This window comes from Gemmata sp. (assembly GCF_051859125.1).
Lineage (GTDB): Bacteria > Planctomycetota > Planctomycetia > Gemmatales > Gemmataceae > Gemmata.
On record NZ_JBHYGG010000070.1, the window covers coordinates 1 to 17,051 of the forward strand.

At 70.3% G+C, this 17,051-nt stretch carries 10 protein-coding genes; 8 read left to right on the forward strand and 2 right to left on the reverse strand.

The window, feature by feature from the left end; all coding sequences use genetic code 11:
- Positions 1-184 precede the first annotated feature (184 nt).
- From ACTIGN_RS08475 to ACTIGN_RS08495, 5 genes are all read left to right on the forward strand, one after another.
- Positions 185-3,424, forward strand: a complete 3,240-nt coding sequence (locus ACTIGN_RS08475; protein WP_439622765.1) for a hypothetical protein — start codon at positions 185-187, stop codon at positions 3,422-3,424.
- 92 nt (positions 3,425-3,516) lie between these two features.
- On the forward strand, positions 3,517-4,779 hold the full coding sequence (locus ACTIGN_RS08480) for a hypothetical protein (RefSeq protein ID WP_439622767.1): 1,263 nt from the start codon (positions 3,517-3,519) through the stop codon (positions 4,777-4,779).
- A 24-nt stretch (positions 4,780-4,803) separates the two neighbouring features.
- Positions 4,804-7,158, forward strand: a complete 2,355-nt coding sequence (locus ACTIGN_RS08485) for a serine hydrolase (RefSeq protein WP_439622769.1) — start codon at positions 4,804-4,806, stop codon at positions 7,156-7,158.
- Between the two features lie 219 nt (positions 7,159-7,377).
- Positions 7,378-8,280 (forward strand): metal ABC transporter permease, encoded by a 903-nt coding sequence (locus tag ACTIGN_RS08490; protein WP_439622771.1) that lies wholly within the window; start codon positions 7,378-7,380, stop codon positions 8,278-8,280.
- 98 nt (positions 8,281-8,378) lie between these two features.
- A complete protein-coding gene (locus tag ACTIGN_RS08495; protein ID WP_439622773.1) occupies positions 8,379-9,347 on the forward strand; it encodes a hypothetical protein in 969 nt (322 codons plus the stop codon).
- Between the two features lie 73 nt (positions 9,348-9,420).
- On the opposite strand, the gene ACTIGN_RS08500 is transcribed toward ACTIGN_RS08495, so the two are convergent.
- Positions 9,421-11,001 (reverse strand): hypothetical protein, encoded by a 1,581-nt coding sequence (locus tag ACTIGN_RS08500; protein WP_439622775.1) that lies wholly within the window; start codon positions 10,999-11,001, stop codon positions 9,421-9,423.
- A gap of 171 nt (positions 11,002-11,172) precedes the next feature.
- Positions 11,173-12,366 (reverse strand): hypothetical protein, encoded by a 1,194-nt coding sequence (locus tag ACTIGN_RS08505; protein WP_439622777.1) that lies wholly within the window; start codon positions 12,364-12,366, stop codon positions 11,173-11,175.
- Positions 12,367-12,712: 346 nt separating this feature from the next.
- Here ACTIGN_RS08505 and ACTIGN_RS08510 point away from each other — a divergent pair, with 346 nt between their 5' ends.
- The 3 genes from ACTIGN_RS08510 to ACTIGN_RS08520 all read left to right on the forward strand — a co-directional run bounded on the left by ACTIGN_RS08510 (position 12,713) and on the right by ACTIGN_RS08520 (position 16,959).
- Entirely contained in the window at positions 12,713-13,942 is a 1,230-nt protein-coding gene (locus ACTIGN_RS08510; RefSeq protein WP_439622779.1) for a vWA domain-containing protein, read from the forward strand.
- Between the two features lie 108 nt (positions 13,943-14,050).
- Positions 14,051-15,880 carry a mucoidy inhibitor MuiA family protein gene (locus ACTIGN_RS08515; protein WP_439622781.1) on the forward strand — a complete coding sequence of 610 codons (1,830 nt, stop codon included), beginning with the start codon at positions 14,051-14,053 and terminating at the stop codon, positions 15,878-15,880.
- A gap of 356 nt (positions 15,881-16,236) precedes the next feature.
- Entirely contained in the window at positions 16,237-16,959 is a 723-nt protein-coding gene (locus tag ACTIGN_RS08520) for a response regulator transcription factor (RefSeq protein WP_439622783.1), read from the forward strand.
- Positions 16,960-17,051 lie beyond the last annotated feature (92 nt).

A 17,051-nucleotide genomic window follows, 5' to 3' on the forward strand; every position in this document is an offset into this window, starting at 1 on the left:
CGCGTACCTCGCGGCGCGTATGTGAATGGCGGGGGCGAACCCTGAGCGCCTGGGCGGGGGTGACGTCACCCCCTCGGTGGCGCTCTGGGTTCGCCCAAACCCGCGAGCAACGCCTCGGGTTCTGGCGTCGGGCACGCACCCACAGTACCATCTGACTCCCGCACGCTTCCCCGTGGGACCACTCATGCCCCGCACGCTCCTCGCCCTCGCCGCACTCCTCGCGCTCGCCGCGCCCGCCCCGGCCCAGGACAAGCTCCCGGTGCGCCTGATCGCCGAGACCGAGGACTTCGCGGTGAAGTCGCCGGGGTGGAAGGTCGTGCCGTACCGCGACAACTACTACGCCAGCACGTTCGCGGTCACGTTCCTGTCGCGCATGGGGTGCCTCGGCGCGCCCGAGCAACTCGACGCCGGCAAGACGGCCGTGGCCGAGACGGTCGTGAACGTCCCCTACGAGGACACCTACGACGTGATGGCGCGGTACGAGCAGCCGTTCCAGTTCTCGTGCGAGTTCACCGTCGAGGTCGAGCAGGGCGGCAAGGTGCTCGCGTCGCTCCCGTGCGGGCGGCTCAGCGACCCGAAGATCTGGGGGCTCAACGGGCACAAGCGGGTGCCGATGGAGCGGTACAGTTGGAGCGGCACCGACAACATCGTGTGGCAGCACCCGGGCACCGTGAAGCTCGCCGCCGGCCCGGCCACGCTGCGGCTCGTCGCGGCGGCGCAGCTCGAGAACGGGAAGGAGCGGGTGAACGCCGCCCGCCGGCACGTCGATGTCGTGTGCCTCACCAACGACAGGGCCGGCATCGCCGCGCAGGCAAAGGCAAACTACCTGGAGTTCGACGGCTGGCTCGTGCAGGACGGCGACGTGTTCGTGCGGTTCACCAACCCCGCCGACGGGCTCGGGCCGGTGGTGCCGGTCGTCGCGCCGTTCGATCTGGGGCAGCACTCGCCGTACTACATCCACGTCCGCGACTGGCCGACGACGCAGGTGCTGAAGTCCGGCCGCGTCGTCACGCCGAGCAAGTACCGGTACGCCGGGCCGCGGTCCGAGGCGGTGAAGCCGGACCAACTCGCGCCCGTCGTCGAAGCGCCCAAGGGCGGGGTCCCCGACGACGAGTACCTCAAGCCCGGCGAGGCGTCGAGCTGGGTGCCGCTCGGGAACGTGTGCGACGCGCTGTACCACTCGCAGTGGTTCCCGCAGGCACAGTACAAGGGCAAGGTCGCGGGCCTGCACCTGCGGTTGGAGTTCGGCGTGCCCGACGGCAAGGGCGGCATCAAGGTGGTGAAGGACGTCACCGTGAAGGGCACGCCGGCGGGGCTGTCGCCTGTCACGTTCGACGTTCCCGGGTGCGCTTACCCCAACGCCGATCTCGCCAAGGCGATGGCGAAGCGGTACTGGGTGCCGCAGGTCCGCACGCAGAAGGAGGCGCTCGACTGGCTCAACGCCGAGGTCGCGAAGTTCCCGAAGGTCGGCAGCGTGCCGAAGCGGATGCCGATCTACGGGCTGATGAGCTTCAGCGGCGCGCTGACGGCGTTCCCCACCGAGGCGCAGCAACTCGCGGTCGCGCTCGGCGACAACACCGCGGTGAACGCCGCCGGCAAGAAGCGCGAACTGGTCGCGCACTGGCCCGATCCGTCGCTCGCCGCGATCAAGAAGCACGAGGCGGAACGCAAGGGCGGGTTCGACGACCTCGCCGTCGTCAGCTACGGCGACGAGATGCACCTCCCCGCGGTCCCGCTCAAGGACGACGAGTTCGCCGCGTGGCTCAAGGCCCGCAGCGTCGCGGTCGAGGGGGAGGTGAAGTACACCACCGACCGCAAGCACCCGCTGTACTACTACTCGCAGATCGCCGCCAAGGAGAAGGGCGGCACGAGGTACGCCGAGGGCACCGCGTACTACCGCTCGAAGGGCGTGCTCACCGGCGCGAACTACTCCCCGCACGCGAACTTCCTCGTCACCGAGATCGACTACGTACGCCCGTTCAAGCTGAAGGCGCTGTCGATGCCGTGGACCGAGGACTACGCCTGGCAGATCGCCGACTTCAGCCCGCAGGTCACCGGCTACCTCCTGAGCGGCCTGCGGGCCGGGGCGAAGTACGACGACCTGCCGATCCACATGTACGTCATGCCGCACTCGCCGGGGCAGATCCCGAGCGAGTTCCGCCAGAGCTTCTACACCGCGGTGGCGCACGGGGCGAAGATGGTGAACTACTTCTGCGCCACGCCGTCGGCCGTCGGCAACACCGAGAACTACGTTGATAGTTACGACCTGCCGATGTGGAAGCAGATTCATCGCTGCACCCACGAGGCCGGCATCTTCGAGGACTACGTCCTCGACGCCCGAATGCGGCCGGCGAAGGTCGGGCTGCTGCTGTCGAGCGTCGACGAGCTGGTCACCGGCGTGAACAACTTCTCGCTCGCGCTGCACAACAACGAGCGCAAGGCGCTGTACCTCGCGCTGCGGCACGCCCAGGTGCCGGTCGACTTCCTGAGCGAAGACGACGTGATCGACGGCCGCGCCAAGGACTACGCCGTCATCTACGTCACGCAGCAGCACGTCCACTCGAAGTGCGTCGATGCGCTGCAGAAGTGGTGCGAGGCGGGCGGCACCGCGGTCGCGATGGCCGGCGGCGGGTTCTTCAACGAGTTCCAGAAGGAGAACCCCGCGGCCGCGAAGCTGTACGGCGCGACCGGCCTCAAGATCGAGACCGACCCGAACCTGATCCCGAAGCACCTGCTGAAGGAGAACCAGCCGTTCCTGCCGAAGCACGACCTGCCGCGGTACGAGCCGATGGACGCGGTGCAGTGGAACCTCGGCGGGCTCCCGAAGAAGGGCCGCGAGGACGTGAACCAGCCGAGCCACGTCTACAACGTGCCGGTGATCGCGTGGAAGCAGCCGCTCACGGTCGGCGACGGCACGGCGGTCGGCACGTTCAAGGACGGGTCGCCCGCAGTGGTGGTGAAGAAGCACGGCGCGGGCCGGGCGGTGCTGTTCGGGTTCCTCCCCGGGCAGGCGTACCTCAAGCACGCACTGCCGGTGCGGCCCGTGGACCGCGGCGCGAGCCCCGAGAGCTTCGCGCACTTCCTCCCGACCGGCATCGCGACGCACCTGCTCGCCCGCCTCGTCGACGACTTCCTCCCCCGCCGCGGGGCCGAGGTCCGGCACGTGGTGACGACCGACGGGTTGGTCGAGGCGACGTGCATCGACACGCCCGCGAAGGACGGCAAGCCCGCGAAGCTCGCGGTGCCGCTCGTGAACTGGGTCGGCGCGCCCCTCACGTCGCTGACGGTGACGATCCGCGGCGTCGAGAACCCGGCGAAGGTGCGGAGCGTCGAGCGGGGCGAACTGAAGTTCACGCAACTCAAGGGCGGCATCCAGATCACGATACCGCTCGACGTCGCCGACATGATCCTGATCGACCGCTAACCCTACCGGGCGAGCGGGGGACGTGAGTCCCCCGGTACTCGCGAATTGAGTCCAACCGGGGCTCACGTCCCCGCTCGCCCAGGAGTCGTCCCGTGTTCCTCTCCGTGATCGCACTGTCGCTCGCCGTCGCCGAGCAGCCCAAGGCCCCGTTCCCGTACGTGCGGGGCACGGCACACCACATTCTCCCGCACACGCACACCGACGAGTCCGGGTACTTCTCACTGTGCGAGGGGAAGAACGGGAAGGTGTACGTCGGCACCGCGGCCTACGGGCTCAACGCCTACCTGATCGAGTTCGACCCGAAGACCGGCGCGCAGAAGGTCGTCGTGGACGTGAACCAGGTGTGCGGGCTCAAGACCCCCGAGAAGCCGACGTTCGCGGCGCAGTCGAAGATCCACACGCGGAACTTCGTCGCCCCCAGCGGCAAGATCTACGTCGGCAGCAAGCAGGGGTACCGCCGCGGCAAGGACGACACCGCCGACTACCCGGGCGGCTACGTCATGGTGTTCGACCCCGAGATCGGGAGGACCGAGAGCCTCGGCATCCCGTTCAAGGGCGAGGGGGTCAACGACGTGACCGCCGACGAGAAGGCCGGGCTCGCGTACGTCGTGACGTGCGAGGACCACCACTGGATGGTCCTCGACCTGAAGACGAAGCAGTACCGCGAGCCGGACCCGAAGTTGCGGCTGACGGCGTACGCCCAGACGCTCCTCGACGCGAAGGGCCGGGCCGTCGTCGTCACCAAGGACTTCAAGCTCGCGCGGTTCGACCCGGTCACCGACAAGCTCGAACTGCTCGACCTCGCCTCCGACGGCAAGGCGGTCGGTGCGGCCGGCGACAAGCTCGGGCCGCCGTGCTGGGCGCTCGCGCCGGACGCAAAGGCCGCGTACCTGATTCGCATGTCGGACCCGACGCTGTTCCGCATTGACCTCGCGGCCGACGGCCCGAAGGTGCCGGTCGCCGACCTCGGCAAGCTCATCGACGGGAAGGGCCACGACAGCCGCGGGTCGCTGATCGTCGGGCACGACGGCCTCGTGTACGCGCTGGAGCGCGTCGACAACGCGACCAAGTTCGGCAGGGGCTACCTGCACCAACTCGTGAGCTATGACCCGGCGACCAGGAAGGCCCGCGACCACGGCGTGCTGGCGGTGAAGAACGCCGACTGGTTCGACTTCGGCCCCGGCAAGGACGGCAAGCCGAAACCGTGGTCCCACGGGTTCCACAAGCTCCCCGACGGCACGCTCACGCCGCTGCACGCCCACATGGCGCTCGCGCAGGCGAGGGACGGTACGCTGTACGCCACGATCATCTACCCGTTCACCCTGGTGCGGATCGAGGCGAAGGACTACAAGTGAACGGCCGGTGTTGAAGGAGATGTCATGCGATTCGTGTCCCTCGTCGCAGTGTTGTTCGTCGCGCCGGCGGCGTGCGCGCAGCCGGCTGTGCCGGCCGCGGAGCCGTACAAGGCCGCGGTCGCCGAACTCGAAGCGCTCGTTCGCCGCGAGGTGGACGACAAGAAACTCCCCGCGGTGAGCGTCGCGCTCGTCGACGACCAAAAGGTCGTGTGGGCCGCCGGGTTCGGGTTCGCGGATCGCGGGAAGAAGACCCCGGCGACCGCCGAGACGGTCTACCGCGTCGGCTCGGTGTCGAAGCTGTTCACCGACGTCGCCGTGATGCAACTCGTCGAGGACGGCAAGCTCGACCTCGACGCGCCGGTCGCGAAGTACGTCCCGGACTTTAAGCCCGCATACAGGGACGGCCAGAAGGAAGTCACGCTGCGGATGCTCATGGCGCACCGCTCGGGGTTGGTCCGCGAGCCGCCGGTCGGCAACTACTTCGACCCCACCGAGCCGAGCCTGGAGAAGAGCGTCGCGAGCCTGAACGGGATCGCGCCGGTCTACGACCCGGGTTCGCGGACGAAGTATTCCAACGCCGCGGTCGGGCTCGTCGGCTACGTGCTCCAGAAGTCGCAGGGCGAGAAGTTCGAGACCCACGTTCAACGCCGCGTGCTCGACCCGCTCGGCATGGCGTCGAGTTCGTTCGTTGCGACGCCCGCGGTCAAGAAGCACCTCGCGGACGCGCTCATGTGGACGTACCACGGCCGCGAGTTCCCGGCCCGGCGTTCGAACTCGGTGTCGCCCCGGCCGGGTGCATGTACTCGACCGTACTCGACCGTACTCGACCTCGCGAAGTTCCAGTCGTGCCTCTTCGCAGGCGGCAAAGTCGGCGGCAAGCAACTCCTGAAGCCCGAGACGATCGCCGAGATGTTCCGGCCGCAGTTCGCGAAGGACGGGCAGCGCGGCTTCGGGCTGGGGTTCATCGTCGGCGACCTCGACGGCCGCAAGCGCGTCGGCCACGGCGGCGCGATCTACGGGTTCGCCACCGAGTTCGCGCTCCTCCCGGCCGAGAAGCTCGGGGTCGTCGTGGTCGCGTCGCGGGACGTGTCGAACGCCGTCACCACGCGCATCGCCGACGACGCGCTACGGCTCATGCTCGCGGCGAAGGCCGGCAAGCCGCTGCCGAAGCTCGACGCGCCCGAGCGCCTCGCGCCGCAAGAGATCGCCGCGCTCGTCGGCCGCTACCGCGGCGGCGAGCGACACCTCGACCTCACCGAGAGCTTCGGCCGGCTGTTCGTGCAGTCGGACCGCGGCGGGCCGGTGGTGCAACTCCGCAAGCTCGGCAAGGAACTCGTGGTCGATGACGTGCAGGGGTGGGGCACGCGCATCGTGGCAGAAGGCGACACGCTCACACTCGGCAAGGCGGCGTACACGAAGGAGAAGCCCCGCACCGACGCGCCGCCCGAGGTACCGGCGAAGTGGCGCGGGTTGATCGGCGAGTACGGCTGGGACCACAACACGCTCTACGTCTACGAGCGCGACGGCAAGCTGCACGCGCTCATCGAGTGGACCGAAGTGGACCCGCTCACTGAGGAGTCGGACGACGTGTTCGCGTTCCCGGCCGACCGCGGGATGTACCACGGGGAGAAGCTCGTGTTCACCCGCGATAAGACCGGTCGCGCGACCAAGGTGACCGCGGCGAGCGTCGTGTTCGAGCGCCGCAAGATCGACGGCGAGGGCGGTGAGACGTTCCAGATCAAGCCGATCAAGCCGCTCGACGACCTCCGCAAGCTCGCGCTCGCCGCGACCCCGCCCGAGGAGAAGGGCGAGTTCCTCAAGCCCGACCTCGTGGACCTCGCCACCATCGACGGCGTGAAGTTCGACATCCGGTACGCGACCGACAACAACTTCCTCGGCAAGCCGTTCTACTCGTCGGCGAAGGCGTTCATGCAGAAGCCGGCGGCCGCGGCGCTCGCCCGGGTGCAGGCGGCGGTGAAGCAACGCGGCTACGGGCTGATCGTGTACGACGCCTACCGCCCGTGGTACGTCACCAAGATGTTCTGGGACGCGACGCCCGAGAAGTTGCACAACTTCGTCGCGGACCCGTCGCAGGGGTCGCGGCACAACCGCGGGTGCGCCGTCGATCTCGGGCTGTACGACCGGAAGACCGGCAAGGTCGTCGAGATGGTCAGCGGGTACGACGAGATGACGGACCGCGCGTTCCCGGACTACCCGGGCACCACGTCCCGCCAGCGGTGGCACCGCGACCTGCTCCTCCGGGCGATGGCGGCCGAGGGGTTCAGCGTCTACGAAGAGGAGTGGTGGCACTACGATTACAAGGACTGGCGGAAGTACCCGATCCTGAACAAGACGTTCGAGGAACTGGCCGGGAAGTGAGGCACGGGGCATCAGCGCGATACCGACCGCGAGCGGCGAGGGCCGGGTGCCGCCCTCTCCCCTTGCGGGAGAGGGCAGCGAGGCTCTGCGAGCGGGTGAGGGGTACTGCCTTCCGAGATGAGTAGCTCGCACCCCTCACCCGGCCGCGAAGCGCGGCCACCCTCTCCCGCAAGGGGAGAGGGGAAGTCACCGGGCACTCACTCCCCCCAAACCCACCACATGATTGACAGCGTGTTGTCACTGTTCGACGTTCCGGCCCTGTGGACGGTCGCCCCGGGCGCGGCCCTCCTGGGGGTCGCGGCCGGCGTGGTCGGGTGCTTCGCGGTGCTGCGGCGGCAGAGCCTCCAGGGCGACGTGGTGTCGCACGCGGCCCTGCCCGGGGTCGCGCTCGCGTTCCTCCTCGGCGGCCGGTCGCCCCTCATGTTGGTCCTGGGCGGGGCGGTCGCCGGGTGGGCGGCGCTCGTGCTCGTGGGCGTGATCGGCCGGCGGTCGCGGGTGCCCGAGGACGCGGCGCTCGGGGGCACGCTGGCGGTGTTCTTCGGGCTCGGGCTGGCGCTGATGCGCGAGGCCCAGAGCACCCCCGGGGCCGGCGCGAACCCGCTCGACCGCTACCTGTTCGGCCAGGCCGCGAACCTCCGCGAGGGCGACCTGTGGGTGATCGGCGGCCTCGGGGCCGGCGTCGTCCTGGTCGTGCTGCTCGCCTGGAAGCACCTCAAGGTGCTTGCGTTCGACCCCGATTACGCCGCGAGCATCGGGCTGCCGGTCCGCCGCCTCGACCTGCTGCTGACGACGCTCACGGTAGTCGCGGTGGTTATCGGGCTCAAGGCGGTCGGCATCGTGCTCATGACGGCGCTGCTGGTCGCGCCGGCGGCCGCCGCCCGGCAGTGGACGGACCGGCTCGGCGTCATGGTGCTGCTCGCTGCGGCGTTCGGGGCCGTGTCGGGGGCCGGCGGCACGTTCCTGGCGCACCACCTCGGGGTGCGGTACCGGGCCGGGGTGCCGACCGGGCCGACGATCGTGCTGGTCGCGAGCACCTTCGTCGCGTTCTCGCTCGCGTTCGGGGCGGCCCGGGGGCTGGTGTGGACCCTGTGGCGGCGCGCGCCGCGCGCGGCCGGGCCGTGACGCCACTCGCCCGAAACCGCCCAACTTCTCGCGTCGGCCGCGGCGCGCGAGTACAGTAGTGGGATACATTCCTACGTCCCCCACCCCGCTCCGGTCCCATGACCCCCGACACGTTCCAGTCCGCGTACCGGCAGGCGCTCGCGACGCTCGACGCCCAACTCGCCCGCCTCAACCGGGAGGTGACCACGCTCGCGGCGGCGCACCCCGCCGACCCGGACGTCATCGCGTCGGCCGCGGCCCGCGCCCGGCAGGCGGCCGAGGCGGTGACGGCCGCGATGAACGAGGCGGCGGCCGCCGCCGGTGACCCGCCCCCGCTGTGGGGCGGCCGCGAGGAGTTGGACGCGGCCGCCGCCCGGCTCGTTGAGAAGCTCAAGGCGAGCGCGGGCAACGCCCGCCGCACCCGGCTCCGGGCGATCGCCGGCGCGCTGCTCGTGGCCCAGGTGCTGCACCCGCGGTGGAAGAAGGTGGTGCCCGCCCTCGACGCGCTGCGGCTGAAGGCGGCGGCGCAGTTGCACGAGGCCGCCGCGGTGCCCGACCCGCCCGACCTCCCCGGCCCGGCCGACGGCGGGGCGTGGCTCGCGTGGGCCTGGGAGCTCCCGATGCAGGAGGTCGAACAGGCGCTCGCGTCGGTGCGGGCGTCCGTCCCGGCCCTCGTGGCCGTGGTGCTGGAGATCGACCCCGGGCACTGGGTCGTCACCCCGGAGGCCGAGGCCGAGGCGGTCGCGGAGGCGGTCGCCGAGGCCGAGGCGGTCGCCGTCCCGGACGCGGCCGCGGTGCCGCGGGGCGACTCGCTGTCCGACGTGCTCATGGCCCAGGTCGCGCTGCCGCCGTCGGCCGAGGGCGCGTCGTCGATCCTGTCCGACGGCGACGCGGTGCCGATCGCCGACGCCGTGTCGTCCGGCACGGTGCTGCCGAGCGAGTCGTGGATCGGGGCGAACTCGGCCCCGGGGCTCCGGCCGCTGTCGGGTACCGACGACTCGTCGGTGCTCCCCGGGCCGCCCCGGATGAAGCCCCGGAACACCCTCCCCGACTTGCCCAAGCCCGACCCGTTCAAGGACAAGAAGTAACGGGCCGCGGAACGCCGAAGAGCGGGGGACGTGAGTGCCCCGCTCCCGGTTGGTCACGTCCCTGGGTCCCCGCTCACCGCACCTTGGCCTTGAACTTGATGGTGCCGGCCTGCCCCGGGAGCAGCGTGCCGGGCAGCTCCCACCGCAGCGCCAGCGACCCGGCCTCGTTCTCGGCGCTGGAGAAGTTCGACGGGCGGTCCGTCTGGGCCGACCCGGGGACGTACTCGAGCCGCCCGCTCAGGCTGTCGCTGATGACGATGTCCGTCGCGGCCTTCGTGCCGGTGTTCGCGTACCTGATGACCACCGTCACCACGTCGCCGACCTGCTTCGGCCCCGCCGGGTCGATCACCTTCGTCACCGTCAGCGGGCACAGCGTCGGGTACGCGGTGAGCTGCTCGGGCTCGACGTAGGTGCCCTCCACCTTCACCCCGAACACCTGGGCCACCGCGGCCGGCTTGTTCATCCCGATGAGGACGCCCACCCCGACCCGGCCGACGTAGGCCATCGGGCGGACCCGGCCGACGAACTCGTTCGCCTTGTCGCGGCCGATCTCGGTCAGCGCCGGGACCCGCTCCAGGAACCCGGCGGGGCGCAGCTCGCCGACGGTGCCGGCCAGCCCGATCCGCAGGTCGAACCCGGCCGGGACCAGTTCCACCTTGCGGATGATGTACCGCGGGGCGCAGATGCACGCCGGGCACGACGTGGTCACCTTCCGCTTGCCGCCCATCGTGAACTCGACGCCCACGTCGGTCGCGTTCAGCCCGTACAGCCGGCCCTCGGCCCCGATCCCGAGGAAGTCCTTGCGGTCGTCCCCGTTCAGCAGGCACTCTTCCTTCGGGGGGCGCGGCCCGAGGATCGGGTCGAACAGCGGGACGCCCCAGAACGGGAACACGGGCGGCAGCGGCGGCGCCTGGAGGTACTTCTCGCCGGGGAACAGGATCGTCCCGGGCACCGCGGTCGTCACGAGTTCCTCGGGCGACGGCTTGCGGTTCCCGAGCCGCACGATCGCCATGAGCCGGCCGTTCTCGCGGGCCGCCTGGAGCGCGAGCCTCTCGGAGTCCTCGGGAACCTCGATCGGCGCGTCGGCGGTCGTCTCGGCCGGGATCGCCTTCTCGGGGTCCTCGAGGTAGATGACCTTGGTGACCACCGCCCCCTCGAGCGCCCGGGCGATGTCGGCCGGCGCGAACAGGAGCGGGATCGGGTAGTCCATGTACTTCATCCCGGCCCGCGGGACGAGCACGCCGCGGAGTTCGACCTCCGGGTACAGCGTCTGGCCCGGGGCGTACGGGAGGTTGCTGAGTGCGAACCGGTACACGTACCCGGGCCGCAGGCCGAGGACCGTCGGCGCTTCGAGCATCTTCGCCAGCGGCGACCCGGGGAACGCGGTGACGCGGGTGCCCTTGGGCGCGAGGAACTTGGCGGCTACGAGCGGGGCCGGGGCCGGCAGCGCCGCGGGGGCGTGGCCCGTGCCCATTACCGGCAGCGCGCCGACCGCGGCGACCGCACCGGGCGGCCCCATCCCCGGCACCGGGTAGATGCCGGCGGTCCCGTTCACCTGCCGGATCGCGGGCGCGGGCGGCTGCGGGACGGGCGGGGGCGCGGGCGGGCCGCCGAGTGCCAGCGACCCCAACAGGGGAAGGACTCCGACGTGCATGGCAGATCCCGGTTAAGTGGCTTCGGGCTGGTGGCACGGGCCTCTGGCCTGTGCGCCCGGGAGCACAGCCCAGAGGCCTGTGCCACCAAACACCGGGTCTTGAAGCCGTTCTGAGTGACAAGAGCCCACGGACCGCGTGATCCGTGGGCTCGTAGGGTTCGTCCCGTCAACTCACTTGATCGGCGGCAGCGTCGCGGGCGGGGCCGACGGCATGGCCTGCGGAGCGGCCGGCGACTTCGGGGCCTGCGGCAGCAGCATCTGGGGCGCGCCCACGCTGCTCGTGCCCGCGGGGTACTCCGGGGCCGTCGGGGCCGGGGCCGGCATCGCGCCCGGCATCACGCCCGGGGGGAGCGCCATGAACCCGCCCGGCGGGGCGTTCATGACCGGCGACACGCGGTTCTCCAGGTCGATGTTGCCGAGCCGGATGATCGCGAGGACCGAGCCCTTCCGCTGCGCCTCGGCGACCGGGTCGATGCCCGGCTCCAGCCGCGTCGAGTTGACCTCCTCGGCACCGGCGACCGACAGGAAGTCCTGGTTGTCGCGGTCCGGCAGGTAGATCACCTTCACGACGAGGTTGCCCGACACGGCGTGGTCGAAGTCGTCGTTGGTGAACGTGACCGGGACGCAGGCGTGGGCCAGGAACTGGATCGTCTTCGGGTTCGCGGCGGCCACTTCGAGCGTCGGGTAGAACGCCTTGCCGGGGTGGTTCGGCAGGATCTGCGTGAGCCGCAGGCGGTACACCTGGCCCTGGGTGAAGTTGTACTCCTTCGGGGCGGTGAGGCCGCTCGCCTCGTCGTTGAACCCGCCGCCGGGGAGCTGCCACGTCACCTTCATGCCGGCCGGGCTGGTGAACTTGATCGACGCCCGGCCGTTCGGGATCCCCTGGCCGCCGCCGTTGGCCCCCAGCGCCCCGACCGCGGCGACCGCGCCGGGCGGCCCCATGCCGGGCACCGGGTAGATGCCGCCGCCGGACATCTGCGGGGGCACCGTCGGGCCGCACCCGCCGGGGCCGCACCCGCCGCCGAAGTTCGCCTGCTGGACGCCGCCGGCCGCCGACGCCCCGGTCCACGCGGCGGAGGTCGCCGTGCCCGGGACGCGGGCGGCGTAGCCCGCGGTCTGGACGCCGGCGGTGCCGGGCGGCGTGTACTTCCGGAACATCGCCGTCGACTGGGCGGTCGTGCCGCCGGGCATCGAGCCGCGGGCCATCACCGGCTCGCCGTTCGGGCCCTGGTACCCGGTGACCTGGCTCCCGCGGCTGACGGTGCCGAAGCCCCCCGCCGCCTCCTTCGGTGCGTTCCCGCCGGGGGCGACGCACCCGCCGCCGAACCCGGCCAACAATGCCAACGTGGTTGCGGTCCGCTTCATGTGTTCCCCCCGACTCGTTCGATTCGATCACGTCAGGAGAGTTTTCGGCACCCGCACAGTCGGAACTTTCATCAAAGTGGGACTGGGGAGGCGGGCGTCGGGGATTGGGAGCTGGGGATTGGGAGTTGGAGATTGGGACGCTGGGGACCGGCGACCCGGCGCTCCGCAATTGCGTGCCCCATCCGATCCGCTTCTTATCCTCCGATCCCCAACTCCCAATCTCCAACTCCCAATCCCGCCGTTACCCAGAAGTTACAGCACGCGCAATCCGCCGCAGTTACAATCGCGTCGGAAGGGTGTGGCTCGCTCGACCCCGTTGCCCACCGTTCTCTCAGGAGGCCGTCGAATGGCTCGCTACCTTCGCAACGCCGCGTACTCCCTCTCCCTTGCCCTACTCGCAGCGGCCGTCGCCGCCGCGCCCGCGGGGGCGCAGGAGAAGCCGGCCGCACCGCCGGCCGTCAGGCCGGTCGCGGCCCCCGTGGTCGCCGAGGGGCCGGCCATCGACCTGGTCATCTGCCTCGACGTGTCGGGGAGCATGAACGGGCTCCTCGACTCCGCCAAGATCCGCCTCTGGGACATCGTCAACGAACTCGCCAAGCTCAAGCCCACCCCGAACCTCCGCGTCGGACTGTACAGCTATGGGGACTCGAACTACCCCGCCGACAAAGGCTGGGTCCGCAAGGACATGGACCTGACGGTGGACCTCGACGACGTGTACAAGGCGCTCAACGGGCTCACCATCGGCGGCGGCACCGAACTCGTCGCCCGCGTCACCAAGACGGCGATCGAGGAGCAGAAGTGGACCGCCGACAAGAACGCGATGAAGCTCCTGTTCGTGTGCGGCAACGAGCCCGTGGACCAGGACCGGGTCGTGTCGCTCGACGACGTCGCGGCGCTGGCCAAGAAGAGCGACGTGCTCGTCAACACGATCCACTGCGCCACCGGCGGCAACGGCGCGGCCGAGGGGGCCGAGTGGGCCAAGTTCTCGGAGAAGTGCAGCGGCCGGCACATGGCGATCGACATGAACAAGGCCGTGAAGCAGGTCGTGGTGAAGACCGAGTTCGACGACCAGATCGTGAAGCTCGGCGAGGAGCTGAACAAGACGTACGTCGCCTACGGCGCGGCCGGCAGGGAGCGGGCCGAGAACCAGGTCGCCCAGGACCGCAACGCCGCCAAGGCCGCGCCCGCCGCGCCGGGGGCCGGGGCCGTCGCCGCCATCGCCCGCGCCGAGTCAAAGGCCGGTGCGCTGTACAAGAACGCGGCCTGGGACCTCGTGGACAAGATGAAGGAGAAGGACTTCGACATCAAGAACCTCAAGGACGACGAGCTGTGCGACGACCTCAAGAAGCTCACCCCCGACGAGCGGGTGGCGTTCGTCAAGAAGAAGGCCGACGAGCGGGCCGAGCTGCAGAAGAAGATCGCCGACCTCTCCGCCCAGCGGGCCAAGAAGGTCGCCGAGGAGGCGGCCAAGCAGCCGAAGACCGACACCGAGAAGGCGCTCGACGAGGCCGTGAAGGGCCTGATCCGCGACCAGGCCAGGGCCAAGGGCTTCGAGGTCGGCGGCGAGAAGAAGTGATTTCACAAGTGGGCAGTGGGCAGTGGACAGCGGGGAGCCCGGAGCCCCCGTCCGCTGCCTTTTGCTTTACTCCCCACTGTCCACTACCCACTAACCACTGGTGTTAACATGCGCTTCCGCCTCTCCCTGCTGTCCCTCGCGGTCCTGATGACCGCGGCGGCCCGTGCCGACGACAAGGCCGAGGCCGTGAGGCCCGCGGCCAGCAAGATTACCGCCGTCACCGTCTACGCGAACACCGCCCTGGTCACCCGCGAGGTCACCGCGCCGGACGCGGCCGGGCTCGCCGAGGTCGTCGTCTCGCCGATGCCGCCGTACACGATGCAGTCGTCTCTGTACGCCGAGGGGACCGACAACATCCGCGTCCTGAGCGTCCGGTTCCGCACCCGGGCCATCGCCGAGGACACCCGCGAGGAGGTCCGGAAGATCGACGTTCAGATCAAGACCCTTACCGCCAAGCAGCAGGCGCTGGAGGCCGAACTCAAGACCGTCGGCGAGAACCTCAAGCTCCTCGACAAGATGGAGGGGTTCACCGCCAAGTCGCTCGAACACCTGACCGACAAGGGGCTCCTCGACACCGAGAAGATCATCGCCCTGGCGAAGTTCGTGCAGGAGGACCGGACCAAGCGGAGCAAGGAGCAGCTCGCGGTCAAGCAGCAACTCGAAGAGGTGCAGGCCCAGCTCGCGTTCGCCAAGCGGCCCCACGACGAGAAGTCCGGCGGCGTGGTCCGCAACGAGCGGGACGCGGTCATCCTCGTGGACAAGAAGCAGGGCGGCGGCACGGTCCGGCTGAACTACCTCGTGAGCAGCGCGGCGTGGCGGCCGCAGTACAAGTTCCGCACCGGCGGCAAGGAGAAGGACCAGGTCGTCGTCGAGTACCAGGCGGCCATCGAGCAGAAGACCGGCGAGGACTGGACCAACGCGCAGATCACCCTCTCGACCGCCCAGCCGCTGCTGAACGCCTCGCCGCCGGACCTCAAGGCGCTCGCGGTCGGCGTGACGGCCGGCGCAAGCGTCGCGGTTCTCCCGGGCGACGCCCGCGCCCCGGCCCCGGTCCCGCCCGGCCTCGCGGCCGGCGACAAGCTCAGCGCGCGGGCCTTCCAGGATTCGCTGGAAAAGGAGTCGAAGAACCTCCGCGGCCAGGTCGCCGGGAACTACGCCCAGAAGAAGGGCGAGGCCGCCGAGAAGTTGCAGAACGACGCGGCCGCGCTGGAGCAGTTCTGCGACCTGTTCGTGAGCAGCGACGAGTTCATCAAGGCCGACTTCCGCCCGGTCCCCGGCGGCAACGACGGCCCGAGCGTCACTTACGTCCTCAAGCCGCGGCTCACCATCCCGAGCCGCAACGACGAGCAGGTCGTCGAGATCACCAAGCTCGACTTCGCCCCGAAGTTCTACTACAAGGCGGTCCCGGTCCTCACCGCGAACGTGTACCGGCTCGCCGACATGGTGAACACCAGCGACGTGGTGCTGCTGCCCGGCGAGGCGACCATGTACCTGGGCGGCGACTTCGTCGGCTCCGCGAAGGTCCCGCTCGTCGCGGTCGGCAAGCCGTTCACCGTCGGGTTCGGCGTGGACCCGCAGCTCCAGGTGTCGCGCGTCCTCGTGGACCGCACCCGCACGACACAGGGCGGGAACCAGGTGCTCACGTTCAAGTACCGCGTCCTGTTGACCAGCTACAAGAGCGCGGCAGTGCCGGTGCAGGTGTGGGACCGGATGCCGCACGCCGAGGCGGCCATGACCATCGCCGTGAACCTCAGGGACCCGAAGCCGGACCTGAGCACCGACCCGCTGTACGTCCGCGACGAGAAGGCCAAGGGGCTGCTCCGGTGGGACGTGACCGTGGACCCGAAGCAGCACGGCGAGAAGGCGCTCGCGATCGACTACGAGTTCAAAATGGAACTCGACAAGAACGTGAACATCGGCTCGTTCCAGGCGAAGTGACTGGGGGCGGACCCAGTGACGCGAGCGAACGCGGCGGGGGCCGTGGCGAGCCGGGAGCGTCAGCGACCGGAGTTCTTGTTCAGCGCCCACCTCCGGTCGCTGACGCTCCCGGCTCGCCGTGCGAATGGGGCCGGGCCGATCGCCTCCGGGACGCACACGTGGTAGACCGCGGGTTCGCCCGACTCGGGAATCGCGCAATCGAAACGGGGGATTGTAACGTCTTACCTTCTGCCGGCCCCCGCCAAACAGGCCGGCGGCGGGGCCTGGGGCCGCAAAACCGTGTTGTGCGGCCCCCGGTCCGTCGTCTGACTTCCCGCCCGGTCCCCGAGTTCGATCCCGTTTCGCGGAGCGCTCCCATGCCGAAGGCGCGTATCGTGGTTGTTGAGGACGAGGCCGCCATCCGCCGCGGGGTGTCCGACGCCCTGCGGCTCAGCGGGTACGAGGTGGCCGAGGCGCCCGACGGGGTCGCCGGGCTCCGCGAGGCCGGGGCCGCGGGCGTCGATCTCGTGCTGCTCGACATCATGCTCCCGAAGAAGGACGGGCTGGAGGTGCTCTCCGAGTTGCGGCGGACGAACCCGACGCGGCCGGTGATCCTCCTCACCGCCCGGGGCAGCGAGGACGACCGGGTCCGCGGGCTGAAGATGGGGGCCGACGACTACGTGGTGAAGCCGTTCTCGGCGAAGGAGCTGATCGCCCGGGTCGAGGCGATCCTCCGCCGGACCATGAAGCCGGTCGCCGAGGTGTGCCTCGTGAGCGTGGGCTCGGGGACGATCGACCTGGGCCGCCGCGAGGTCCGGTGGCCCGACGGGGGCCGGGCCGACCTGTCCGAGACCGAGGCGGCGCTGCTCAAGTACCTCGTGTCGAACCGCGAGCGGGCCGTGTCCCGCGAGGAACTGCTCTCGCGGGTGTGGGGGATCGGCACCGCGGGCCTGGAGACGCGGGCCGTCGACATGCACGTGGCCCGGCTGCGGGCGAAGCTCAAGGCCCCGCTGGGGGGCGACGACCAGCAAGAGGCGATCGTGACCGTTCGGGCGCACGGGTACATGGCCGGACCCGCGCTCGCCTCGCTGAGCAGTTAACTGGGGGTGGGACGCCAGCACGAAATCCGAACGTCGGCACCGTGTGGAGATCCGCAGCAGGTCGTTGGCGGGCCGCCCAGGAGGGCGGCCCC